Here is an 11,961-nt window from a genome sequence, read left to right as displayed (position 1 = left end):
ATGTTTCAAGGCACATCGCTTGTTTTGTTGTTCGATTGAACAATCTGCTGTTTGCGCTGTCAATCGCCTTGCGCCATAGTGGCCGCCCGAATAGTTCCCAACAGCCGGCAGCGAGCGATGAGCGAAACCCGACCAGCGACCTTGCCGTTGCGCGGCGACTGGTTGTTCCCGACCGAGATCCGCTTCGGCGCGGGCCGCATCGAGGAGCTCGGCGCGCTCTGCCTGCGCTTCGGCATGAAGCGGCCGCTGATCGTGACCGATCGCGGCCTGGCGGCGACGACGCTGGCGGAGCGTGTGCTGACGGCGGCGGATGTTCCGGGCGTGGCGTCGCGCTTCTTCGCCGGGCTGCAGGAGAATCCGACCGGCGGCAATGTCGAGGACGGGGTCGCGGCCTTCCGCGCCTGGGATGCCGACGGCGTGATCGCGCTCGGCGGCGGCAGCGGACTCGATGGCGGCAAGACCATCGCGCTCCTCGCCGGCTGCGGCGGCTCGCTCTGGCGCTTCGCCTGGCCCGATCACGAAACGGCGCAGGCTGAGCGCGCGCGCGTTCCCATCATCGCCATCCCGACCACCGCCGGCACCGGTGCCGAGGTCGAGCCCAGCGCCATCGTCACCGACGAGCGCGGGCCGGTGAAGCGCGCGGTGCTGCATCCCGGCATGCTGCCGAAGGCGGTCATTGCCGACCCGAGCCTGACCGTCTCGATGCCGCGCGGCCTCACCGCCGCGACCGGCATGGACGCGCTGAGCCACAGCCTCGAGGCGCTCTGCGTACAGAGCTTCCATCCCATGGCCGACGCGATCGCGGCCTCGGGCATCGCCATGATCGGGCGCTGGCTGCCGGTCGCCGTGGCCGAACCGCAGAATCTGACCGCGCGCGGCTACATGATGGCGGCCGCGATCATGGGTGCCACCGCCTTCGGCAAGGGCCTCGGCGCCATGCATGCGCTGAGCCACGCGATCGGCGCCCTCAAGGGCTATCACCATGGGCTGACCAACGCCGTGCTGATGCCCTTCGTCCTCGCCTATAACCGGCCGGCGATCGAGTCCGCGATGGCCGAGCTGGCGGCGACGCTCCGGCTCGAGGGCGATCCCTTTGTCGCGGTACAAGGCTGGATCCTCGATCTGCGCCGCCGGATCGAGATCCCGGCGACCGTGACCGCGCTCGGCCTCGCCCGCGCGGAGTTCGGGCGCGTCGCCGATCTGGCCGCAACCGACATCTGCGCCGGCATGAACCCCGTGCCGGTCGATGCCGGATCGCTGCGATCCATCCTGGACGCGGCCGCCTGACGATTGCTCTTACGCCTTCCATCGGACATGACGCTCATCAAGGAGACGCCCGCATGAACGACGCCTCGCCGAAATCCGCGGTCCGCCATATCGAGACGATGTGGATCCCGATGTCGGACGGCACCCGGCTCGCGGCACGCGCCTGGATGCCGGAGGATGCTGAGCGCAAGCCGGTGCCGGCGATCCTCGAATACATCCCCTATCGCCGGCGCGACGGCACCCGCGACTGGGACGATCTCTCCCATCCCTATCTCGCGGCCCATGGCTATGTCTGCGTGCGCCTCGATATCCGCGGCACCGGCGATTCCGAAGGGGTGATGCTGGACGAGTATCTGAAGCAGGAGCAGGACGACGCGGTCGAGGCGATCGCCTGGCTGGCGAAGCAGCCCTGGTGCAACGGCAATGTCGGCATGATGGGCATCTCCTGGGGCGGCTTCAACTCGCTCCAGGTCGCGGCGCGGCGGCCCCCGGCGCTCAAGGCCATCATCACCTATTGCTCGACCGACGACCGCTATGCCGACGACATGCATTACATGGGCGGCGCGCATCTGACCGGCAATCTGGAATGGGGCTCGACCTATTTCGCCATCATGGGCCGCGCGCCCGATCCGCTGATCGTCGGCGAGGCCTGGCGCAAGATGTGGCTGCAGCGCCTCGAGGCGATGACGCCCGTCTTCGGCACCTGGCTTAAGCATCAGCGCCGCGACGAGTTCTGGAAACATGGCTCGGTCGGCGAGGATATCGACCAGATCCAGGCCGCGGTCATGGCGGTGGGCGGCTGGGCCGACGGCTACACCAACACTGTGTTTCGTTTGCTCAAGACCCTGAAGTCGCCCAAGCAGGGCATCGTCGGGCCCTGGGGCCATAAATACGGCCATGTCGGCGTGCCCGGTCCCGCGATCGGCTATCTCACCGAATCGCTGCGCTGGTGGGATCACTGGCTCAAGGGCATCGACACCGGCATCATGAAGGAGCCGCAACTGCGGGCCTACGTCCAGGATTCGGTGGCGCCCGCGAGCCACTACGACGCACGGCCGGGCCGCTGGGTGGCGGAGCCGTCATGGCCCTCGGCCAGCATCGCGCCGCAGACGCTTCATCTCAACGACGCGGGCCTGCGCCAGAACGGGACGCTCGGCCGCGAGGCGGGCAAGCCGGCAGCCCTCGCGATCTGCTCGCCGCAGACGACCGGCAGCGCCGGCGGCGAATGGTGTCCCTACGGGCTGGGCGGGCTCGGGCCCGAGCTGCCGCTCGACCAGCGCGGCGACGACGCCAATTCGCTGGTGTTCGACGGCGCGCCGCTCGCAGCCCCGCTCGAGATCCTGGGCGCGCCGGTCGTCGAGCTCGAGCTCGCCTCGGACCAGCCGGTCGCGACCGCGGTGGTGCGCCTCAGCGACGTGGCGCCGGACGGCCGCGTGACGCGCGTCACCTACGGGCTGTTGAACCTGACCCATCGCGACAGCCATGCCGATCCGAAGCCGCTCGAGCCCGGCAAGCGCTATCGCATCCGGATCCAGCTCAACGACATCGGCCATCGCTTCGCCGTCGGCCATCGGGTGCGGGTCGCGATCTCGACCGCCTATTGGCCGATCCTCTGGCCGGCGCCGAAGGCGGCGACGCTGGCGCTCACGACCGGCTCATCGACCTTGTCGCTGCCGGTGCGCCAGCCCCAGGCCAGCGACGCCAAGGTCAGGTTCGGCCCGCCGGAGCCGCTGCCCCCGGGCAACCGGACCCTGCTGCGGCCGGGCGATGTCTATCGCAAGGTGACGCAGGATGTGGCGACCGGCGCGCTCTCGATCCATGTGCTGCGGGACGATGGCTGCTCCACCCATAACGAGACTGGCGTCACGACCGAGATGGTCAAGAACCTGCGCTACCGGATGCATCCCGACGACCCGGCGACCGCCTATGCCGAGGCCGACCATGACCTGGTCCATCGTCACGTCCAGGGCTGGGACACCCGCATCAAGACCCATTGCGCGATCGCCTGCTCGCCGACCGAGTTCATCGTCGAGGCCGATCTCCAGGCCTTCGAAGGCGAGCTGCGAATCTTCTCGCGCAGCTGGACCCAGCGCATCCCGAGAGACTTGATGTAGCGGGGAAAACGCGCAGGGGAACCGATCCGGGGGTGCGGCGTTGATCATATCGAGAGCCTCGTGTCCCCCGCGACGGCTCTCTTATTGAGGCCAACAGAGCCCGCGCCGTCTTCCCCCTCCCTGCGGCGCGGGCGACTGGCTTTTCCGGGGGCATTCTCCCAATCTTCGATCCAGCCGAAGTGCCGGCCCTTTGGGACGTGCATAAGGGCCCCTTTGGGTCAGGTCCGACTGCCAATCATTGGTCGATGCAGGCGCAGATCGCTAAATTCCACCCCATTCATTAACGCTATCAATGCAGCTCATTGGCGCTTTCGCGGTTCCGAGCGTGGGAAACCACTGAAAAATAGCGGGATCGGAATTTGAGCTGACCCTGCGCTGCAAGTGCGCCTCGAGATGGATGCGATATGGCTTCGACCGAAGCGGCGTTGCGATCTGATGGCTCGATAGTTTTGGGCCTCGGTCAGTGAACGACAGCCGCCCTCCTCTCTGGCCCGTCCGGTGGCGTCCGCCCACGGGGGATTGGATTCTCTTCAGCTTCGCCATGATCTGGGGCGTCGGCGTCTTGGTGCCGATGGCCGGTGTGCTGCTGTTCTCGTTCATCCGGGCTCATGCCGAAGGCATCAGCTTCGCCTTCACCCTCGATGCCTATCGGGAAATTTTTTCGACCGGACGCTGGGAGGTGACGGCGCGCACCATTCGGATCGCGGCGACCGTCACGTCGATCCTCCTTGTCATCTCCTTTCCCTTCGCGCTCTGGCTCGCCAAGGGCCTGCGCTCGACCCTTCTCAAGCTCATCATCTGGACGCTGCTGACGGCCCCGTTTTTCCTCAGCGACACGGCACGAACCGTGGTGTGGCGTCCGGTACTGGGTCTCATGGGGCCGATCAACAGCTCGCTCATGCAACTGGGGGTGATCGATGGGCCCATCACCTGGCTGCTGTTCTCAGAACCCGCCGTACATTTCGGATTGCTGGGCCCATTCCTGCCCAACATGGTCTGGCCGATTTTTCTCTCCATCACCTTGATCGACGACGATCTGCTCGAGGCCAGCAAGGATATCGGTGCTTCTCACTGGCAGACGCTGCGCCATGTGATCCTGCCGCTGGCGATGCCAGGCATTCTGGCCGGCGTAATCTTCACCTTCGTGCCGATGCTGGGTGACGATGTCGTCGCCAAGATCATCGGCGGCCAGAAAGTGGTGATGCTGGGCGGCGCCATGCTCGATCTCATCACGGCGCTGAATTACTCCGTCGCGGCCGCCATGTCGGCCTTCGTCATCCTGATCGTGGCCGTGCTGCAACTGCTGTTCATCTGGATCGTCAGGCGGGTCGGCGGCGGCGCGGCGATGGTGGAAGGATTGCGGCGATGACTGCCATCGTCCGCAATCAAGCGACGATCGAGCGGGTCGTCCGGCGCGAGCGGAACCTGTTTCGCGTCGCGACGGCCGTCGCCGTCGGCTTCGGCGCCATCGGAATCGGCCTGATCTATGGCCCTATCGCCTGGCTGGCGCTCATGTCGATCAGCGTCCGCCCACTGACCGGAAAACCCGGCCCCTTCACGCTCGACTGGTATCAGAAGCTCTTTGGCGACCTGCGCTGGCTCGATCCGCTGGGAACGAGCCTGGGTGTCGCCACTATCGTCTGCGTGCTCTGCATGATCACGGCAACGGCTGTGGGCCGCACGCTGCCCCATATCGGCCGAAGCGGCGCTTGGCTCCTTCTCATCTTCTTGATCGTGCTGTTCGTGCCAGGGGTCATGCTCGGTGTCGACTTCATCATGTATTACCGGCTTTTCCTCGGCATTCGGACCGGCCTCTGGTCGCTCGTGCTGGGCAACTTCGTCTGGGCCTTTCCTTTCGCCCTGCTGAGCGTGCTCGTCGTCTCCACGCGGTTCGACATCCGCCTGCTGGAGGTGGCGGCCGACCTGGGCGCCAGCAAATGGCGCCGTTTCCGCGATGTCGAGATGCCTCTCCTGATGCCGGGCATCATGTCGGCGGGCTTCTTCGGCTTCCTGCTGTCCTTCAACGAACTGCCGCGCAGCATCTATTTGCGCGGCGGCATCACCACCCTGCCGCTGTTTCAATGGGCGGAAGCCTCGTCACATTCGACCATGGTTCCCCTGATCTATGCGCTGAGCACGCTCATCACCCTGGCGAGCCTGGCCCTCACCGTTTTCGCGTTGCGCCTGCTGTTCCGACGCGAGAAACAGGCGTGATGCGCGCGACCGCCAGCCACAAACCGGACGACAACCCCGAATGACGAGTGCCCCTGTGAGCGACGCCAGTACCCCCATTCTCGTCGTGCGCGAAGCCACCCGCCGTTTCGGCCTGGTGACGGCGCTGGATCGCGCGTCGCTGACAGTCCCCCGGGGCCAGTTCCTGACGCTGCTAGGTCCGAGCGGCTCCGGCAAGACCACGCTGCTGCGGATCATTGCCGGCCTGGAGGAACCGACCGAGATCGCCGAGCTGCGAATCGCCGAGCTCGATGTTCGTGGGATTCCCGCCAATCACCGCAACGTGGCGACGGTCTTCCAGCATTACGGCCTGTTCCCGCATATGTCGGTCGGGCAGAACATCGAATATGGCCTGCTGGTGCGCAAACGACCGGCCGCCGAGCGGCGCCGGCGCGCCATGGAAGCGCTCGAACTGGTGCGCCTTCCCGACAAATATGAGCGCCGGGTGCATCAGCTCAGCGGTGGCGAACGTCAGCGTGTGGCGCTGGCGCGGGCCCTGGTGACCGAGCCCGAGATTCTGCTGCTCGACGAGCCGCTGGGCGCGCTGGATGAAAGACTCCGGCGCGACATGCAGGTCGAGCTGCTCCGGCTGCAGCGTGCGCTGGGAATGACTTTCATCCTGGTGACCCACAGCCAGGAAGAAGCGCTCACCATGAGCGACCGCATCGTCCTGCTGAACCGGGGCCGCATCGTGCAGGACGGAGCGCCTCGGGAGCTGTTCGAATGCCCGGCCTCGCGTTTCGTCGCCGAGTTCATGGGCGCGGAGAATGTGTTCCAGGGCAAGGTCATTGCCGGCGCCGACGGCTTTGTCAGCCTTCTGGTAGGAGAGACGGTACTGCGAGGACGGGCCCTGCCCGGGAGCCGGCTGACGCCGGGAACGGAGGCCTTTCTTGCCGTTCGCGCCGAACATGTGCAACTGGCGACTGTTGGTGCCGATCGCGCGGGCGAGAACCTGCTGCCCTGCCAGGCGCGGCTCAATATCTACAAAGGCAATTATCACGATACCGAGCTCGACACGCCGATCGGCGTCGTCGTGTCCCGGCAATGGGACGACACGCAATCGCGGCAAGGGAAGTTTGCCGTCTGGCAGGCGAGCCATTGCGTGATCGGACCGACTGGCCCGAATTCACCGGCCGCTCAAGGGCCCGGCGTCACCATGGGAGGAAAAGCATGAAATCGTCAAATCGCCGGACAGGATCGCTGTCACGGCGCCGGCTCCTGACCCGCGCAGCGGTCGGGGCCACCGTCCTGTCCGCTCCGATGATCATCAAGGGGCCACTCCGCCGGGCCTACGCGGCCGACAATGTCATCCGGATCATGGGCGTCACCACCGTCGCCCTGCCGGACTGGACCCAGTTCGAGAAGGACACCGGGTTGAAGGTCGAGTTCACGCCGATCGACGACGCCATCGGTACCTTCCTGCATGAGGTCGAAACCAACGATGCCGGTGCGCGCTACGACCTGTTCGCGGCCTTCAGCGGTCCCTGGAAAGGCCTCGCCGATAAAGGTTACCTCCTGCCGGTGGACGACTCGAAGATTCCCAACTGGAAGGGTGTCTCGGAGAGCGTTCGCACGAGCCCGCTGATCATGGGCGGCGAAGGCGCGCTCTGGAGCGTACCGATGGTGATGAACGCCGATTCCTTCGCCTATTTCCCCGAGCTCGCCGGCGCTCCCAAGGCGCCCGAACCGGTTTCCTGGAATCTGCTGTTCGACAATGAGAAGACCAAGGGCATGGTGGCGCTGGATGACAGTTTCTTCACGCTCCAGCACTGTGCGGCTTATCTCAAGTTCCACAAGCTCGCCGAGATCGGCAATCCCGGGAATCTCACCTCCAGCGAATGCCAGACAGTGTCGAACTTCCTGATCGAGCGGAAGAAAGCCGGCCAGTTCCGCACCTTCTGGGTCAGCTATGACGAACAGGTGTCGTTGCTGGTGAATGGAGAAGTGGCGGCCGAGACAGCCTGGGAACCCGCTGCAAAGGAGGCGCAAAGCCAGGGTGTCGCCGTCGAATATGCCTGGACGATCGAAGGCTATGACAAGTGGATGATCAACGCTTTCATCCCGAAGGAAGCCAAGGATCGCGGAAATCTGGAGCAGATCTACAAGGCGCTCAACTGGTTCATGGGTGGCGCCTATGCCGCGCAGATCGCCATCCTCCGCGGCTATGTTACGCCGCGCTCCGACCTCGGCAAGGAATATGCCGTGTCGGCCGGATGGAAGGCGCAAGATGTGGCTCAGATCGAAGAGACGATGGTCAAGCTCGACAAGAAGTTTGCGCACGAACTGTTCTGGAACTCGGGCTGGCCCGATGATATCGAATCCTATGAACGCGAGATGTCGCGCTTCAAGAACGCCTGATCGATCGCTCCATTCTGCCGCCGCCGGTGCTGCGAGCCTGAAGCTCGCGGCACCGGCGGCGATCAGATCTCTCGGCGGATCTTCGAACCCGAACGCAAGCGGGCGGTCGCATCGGCGTCGAGCTTGCCGTCGCTCCCGATCTCCACAGCATAAACGTCGCGCGCGCGTGCCCGGGTGACATAGCCCTCGGCGACATCGGCCTGGACAAGAGCGGGCTCCCGCTCACGAGCCGGACCATAACCGCCGCCGCCGGGGGAGATGCCGGTGACGCGATCGCCTGGCCGCAGCGACACCGTCGCCCACCCATCAGCCGGCTCCACCAAGCCGTTCTGCCGTGTCACGAAGTTACGGGCGCCCCCGCCATGCGCGCCGCCGCGGGCACCTTGCGGCGGATAGACCGTGCCGTCGCTCTGATAGAGCACCTCGATCTCCGAATGGCGAGGTCCGAACTCAACCAGCGACGCCGGTGCGCCCCGATGCCGTCCGGCACCTTCGCTGTCCGGCACGAGGCGGCGCTGATGCACCAGGATGGGATGGCGAATCTCGTCGACTTCCACACTGTCGAAGAAAGACATGCCGGCGGTACCGGCCGTGATCATTGCCAGCCAGCCATCGGCACGCGGTCCGGCAGCCCCGAGCGTATCGCCCAGAATCAACTGATCCACGAAGGCGCGTCCCTGGCGTTTCGGATCGCGGCCCGAGATTACCGCCTGGGCTGCGCTCTGCACCGCGCCGACCTCAGCCAACCCATAGCCTTCCGCCAGATTCGCAAAGGCAAGCTGCACCGCACAGGTCAGGCGATCGGCAACGTTCTGCGTCGCGACCGAGCAACTCGTGGGGTGAAGGGGGATACCGACGGCGCAGTTCTCGCGCAGATCGACTTTCAGGCACCGGAAACTGCCTTCATTGGTCGGAACCGTCAGTCCAAGGCTGTTGAAGGTCCCCACCATGGCTGCGGTCAAGGCACAGGCCTCGCTCAGATTGAGGCCGTTCGGCATGCAGTCGATATTGTCGCGCAGATCGATCTCGATCCGGCCTTCGGCAGGATCGACGGCGACGGTGACATTGATCGGAATTCCCTCGGCCGGCGTTCCTGGAAAGGGGTCATGCATCGTGTGCCCCTTGGCCGAGCCGGCCGGAAGGCTGGCGATAGCCGCCCGCATTCGACGCTCGCTGTAGTCGAACCAGGCTTCCACCAGCGCCTCGAGGCGATCCCATCCGATCTCGCGCGCCAGCCCCAGTATCTCACGCTCGCCCACGCGCGCCGCGCCCAGGCTGGCGAGATAGTCACCCCGCCACTGCTCCGGCACGCGGATGCGCATCTCGCAAAGACGGATGATGTCCGAAATATCCTCGTACCCCGACTGCACCTGGGTCGCCGGGAAGATCAGCGCCCCTTCCTCGTAGAGATCGCGGGCCGCGGCGTGATAGGTCGTCGGAATCGAATTGCCGATGTCGGCCTGATGGGCCTTGGCCAGAAGCGTGAAGCGATGAATACCGGCTTCGTCGATCACCGGCACCAGCACCGACAGATCTGCGGCATGCGAGCAACCGTGATAGGGCGAGTTGTGCAGGAAGGCATCGCCCCGTGCCAGGTTGGGGTGAAACCGCTTCATCCATCGGGCCATGATATCGGGACCGGCCATGACATGGATGGGCAGGCTTTCCGCAACCGACACCAGCCGGCAATCGCCGGTCAGGATGCAGCAGGAGAAATCGCGGCCGGTATTGATCACGCCCGAGCGCGCTGTGCGCAGCAGGGTGTTCTGCATCTTGCTGGCGATACCCTCGATCCGCTTGCTGAAGACGGCGAGATCGAGGGCGTCGATCTTTGACGGGTTCCGGCTGCCGGTCATGAGAGCACCTCCTCGTTTGCGCGCTTCAGCTCTGCAATCAGCCCCCCCGATTGATCGACCCAGAACTCGGTCTGCGGGTCCATCACGATCGTCGTGAAGGGTGTCTCGACGATGGCAGGCCCGACATGGCGCTGACCCACGGGCAGAGCGTCGAACTCGTGGACGGGCACTTCGCGGGCCTGGCCGGAAAACCAGGCCCGCCGCCTGGTTACCGATGATTTGGCACCATGCCCGTCAGTGCCGATCCGGCCCAGGGGTTGCCGGCGCAATTCGCACGCCACCAGCGCCCGCCAATTGACGAACTCGATTTCGCCATGCGGGTCGTCGAAGGCGAAGATTTCGCGATGCAGTTTGTGGAAATCCTCCACAAGGGCAGCAAGATCCTCGTCGGATCGGACCGGCGCACGGCGCAGCGGAACCTTGATCTCCCAGATCTGCTGGGCGTAACGCGCCTCGACGCTGAACTCCACCTGGCTGGCGACACCGTTCCCGGCGCTGGCGAGAAACTCATCGACCCGCGACTGGAGACGGGCCAACCCCGCATTCACCGCGGCAAAATCGAACTGCCGCGAAGTCGCCATCCGGAACTCCGAAAAATCCTCGCTCAGGGCGCAGAGCAGACCGCCCGCGGCACTCAAGGCGGCGCCCGCATCGGGAAACAGCACGCGGCCGCAATGGAGGCGCCGGGCGATCGCGACGCTATTGAGGCCCGCGGCTCCGCCGCCGCCAACGAGCACCGCACCGCGCGGATCGATCCCCTGATTGACGGTGATGTCCTCGATGGCGCCGGCCATGGTCTCGGTGACCAGCGCCAGGATAGCCGCGGCGGCGGCCTCGACGCTCATATCCAATGGGTTTGCCACATGGCTGTCGATCGCGCGGCGAGCGAGATCCAGATCGAGTTTCATGCGCCCGCCCAGAAAAAAGTCCGGATCGATGTGGCCCAGCGCCAAAGCCGCGTCGGTGACGGTTGGCTTGTCGCCTCCCCGGCCATAGCAGGCCGGTCCCGGTACAGCGCCGGCGCTATCGGGCCCGACATGCAGCAGACCCGCTTCGTCGACACGGGCGATGCTGCCGCCGCCGGCACCCACGCTGCGGATGTCGATCGACGGGAAGCCCGTCATATGGCCGAGATAGGGACGGCCGATCCAGGTCTCGCGCGTCTCGGGGATGCGCCCATGCCGGACAAGCGCGACATCGTATGTCGTTCCCCCGGTATCGGCGACGATGGCGACGTCGCCGAGGCCGGCGATCGTCGCGAAATGCCGGCCCGCGACCGGCGCCATGGCGGGGCCTGATTTGACAGCGTGGATCGGTGCGGCCGCGACCTCGGCTGCATCCTTCATCATGCCCTGCGACGTCACCACCAGGAGCCGTCCGGCATAACCTTCCTGCCGCAACCGGCTCTCCAGCCCACCGAGATAGCGGCCCATGATCGGCTTGAGCGAGGCGTCGATCGCGGTCGCGGACGCACGGCGATACTCCCGCAAGGAAGGATTCACGCGATGCGAGAGGCTGACGGCGATCTCGGGCAGCAGCTCCTTGATAAGAGCTTCGAGCCGCAATTCATGGCCGGGATTGACGATCGACCAAAGCAGACAGACCGCTATCGCCTGCACGCCCGTACCTGCGATCCACTCGATCACCTCTCGAGCAACGGCTTCATCCAGCGCGAGCAGGACTTGGCCGTCCGGCCCCACCCGCTCTGGAATCTCGAATGTCAGGGCGCGCGGCACATAGGGCTTCGGATACTCGATCGAGTAGTCGAACAGCGGCAGGCCGATCCGACCGCCCTCGCGCAGCACCAGGATGTCCGGATGTCCCGCCGTGGTCAGGAAGGCCGTCTTGGCGGTCCGCCCGGTCACGATCGCATTGGTGGCGGTCGTCGTGCCATGCACGAACAACTCGGTTCGTTGCAGCAGCACCTGTCGCGACAAAGACAAGCCGTTCGCGGCGACATCGATGACGTCGATGATGCCCTCGATGGGATTGGCTGGTGTGGTCGGCGCCTTGAACAAATACAAACGATCGCCATCCTCGATGACGAGATCGGTGAAGGTGCCTCCAGTATCGACCGCAAGACGCATCGAGGACTCCGAAAGTCGAGAGCAAGAACGGCCGCGCAGGGCGGAAAA

Annotated in this window: 8 protein-coding genes; 6 read left to right on the top strand and 2 right to left on the bottom strand. The window is 65.3% G+C overall.

From position 1 onward, the window contains the following. Positions 1 to 117 precede the first annotated feature (117 nt). From FRZ44_RS01380 to FRZ44_RS01355, 6 genes are all read left to right on the top strand, one after another. Positions 118 to 1,287 (top strand): iron-containing alcohol dehydrogenase, encoded by a 1,170-nt coding sequence (locus tag FRZ44_RS01380; RefSeq protein WP_151175490.1) that lies wholly within the window; start codon positions 118 to 120, stop codon positions 1,285 to 1,287. Positions 1,288 to 1,340: 53 nt separating this feature from the next. Next, positions 1,341 to 3,380, top strand: a complete 2,040-nt coding sequence (locus FRZ44_RS01375; RefSeq protein WP_151175489.1) for a CocE/NonD family hydrolase — start codon at positions 1,341 to 1,343, stop codon at positions 3,378 to 3,380. 541 nt (positions 3,381 to 3,921) lie between these two features. Further along, on the top strand, positions 3,922 to 4,749 hold the full coding sequence (locus FRZ44_RS01370) for an ABC transporter permease (protein WP_151175488.1): 828 nt from the start codon (positions 3,922 to 3,924) through the stop codon (positions 4,747 to 4,749). Next, positions 4,746 to 5,594, top strand: coding sequence for an ABC transporter permease (locus FRZ44_RS01365; RefSeq protein ID WP_151175487.1), 849 nt, complete (start codon positions 4,746 to 4,748; stop codon positions 5,592 to 5,594). Before FRZ44_RS01370 ends, FRZ44_RS01365 begins: the two co-directional genes overlap by 4 nt. A gap of 55 nt (positions 5,595 to 5,649) precedes the next feature. Further along, on the top strand, positions 5,650 to 6,786 hold the full coding sequence (locus tag FRZ44_RS01360) for an ABC transporter ATP-binding protein (protein ID WP_225308492.1): 1,137 nt from the start codon (positions 5,650 to 5,652) through the stop codon (positions 6,784 to 6,786). Beyond that, positions 6,783 to 7,970 (top strand): ABC transporter substrate-binding protein, encoded by a 1,188-nt coding sequence (locus tag FRZ44_RS01355; protein WP_191908350.1) that lies wholly within the window; start codon positions 6,783 to 6,785, stop codon positions 7,968 to 7,970. Before FRZ44_RS01360 ends, FRZ44_RS01355 begins: the two co-directional genes overlap by 4 nt. A 62-nt stretch (positions 7,971 to 8,032) precedes the next feature. Here FRZ44_RS01355 and FRZ44_RS01350 read toward each other — a convergent pair whose 3' ends face one another. Together FRZ44_RS01350 and FRZ44_RS01345 are read right to left on the bottom strand one after the other, a co-directional pair. Continuing rightward, positions 8,033 to 9,826, bottom strand: coding sequence for a hydantoinase B/oxoprolinase family protein (locus FRZ44_RS01350; protein WP_151175484.1), 1,794 nt, complete (start codon positions 9,824 to 9,826; stop codon positions 8,033 to 8,035). Continuing rightward, entirely contained in the window at positions 9,823 to 11,913 is a 2,091-nt protein-coding gene (locus FRZ44_RS01345; protein WP_151175483.1) for a hydantoinase/oxoprolinase family protein, read from the bottom strand. Before FRZ44_RS01345 ends, FRZ44_RS01350 begins: the two co-directional genes overlap by 4 nt. Positions 11,914 to 11,961 lie beyond the last annotated feature (48 nt).

The sequence above is a fragment of the Hypericibacter terrae genome (genome assembly GCF_008728855.1).
Taxonomy (GTDB): Bacteria; Pseudomonadota; Alphaproteobacteria; order Dongiales; family Dongiaceae; genus Hypericibacter; species Hypericibacter terrae.
The sequence above is the reverse complement of the archived record's forward strand: the minus strand, read 5'-3'. Positions and strand labels throughout refer to the sequence as shown.

Bases quoted from the DNA above. Each gene is read 5' to 3' on its own strand.
- FRZ44_RS01375 (WP_151175489.1), top strand. From the start codon at position 1,341: ATGAACGACGCCTCGCCGAAATCCGCGGTCCGCCATATCGAGACGATG.
- FRZ44_RS01370 (WP_151175488.1), top strand. From the start codon at position 3,922: ATGATCTGGGGCGTCGGCGTCTTGGTGCCGATGGCCGGTGTGCTGCTG.
- FRZ44_RS01355 (WP_191908350.1), top strand. From the start codon at position 6,783: ATGAAATCGTCAAATCGCCGGACAGGATCGCTGTCACGGCGCCGGCTC.
- FRZ44_RS01365 (WP_151175487.1), top strand. From the start codon at position 4,746: ATGACTGCCATCGTCCGCAATCAAGCGACGATCGAGCGGGTCGTCCGG.
- FRZ44_RS01345 (WP_151175483.1), bottom strand. From the start codon at position 11,913: ATGCGTCTTGCGGTCGATACTGGAGGCACCTTCACCGATCTCGTCATC.
- FRZ44_RS01380 (WP_151175490.1), top strand. From the start codon at position 118: ATGAGCGAAACCCGACCAGCGACCTTGCCGTTGCGCGGCGACTGGTTG.
- FRZ44_RS01350 (WP_151175484.1), bottom strand. From the start codon at position 9,826: ATGACCGGCAGCCGGAACCCGTCAAAGATCGACGCCCTCGATCTCGCC.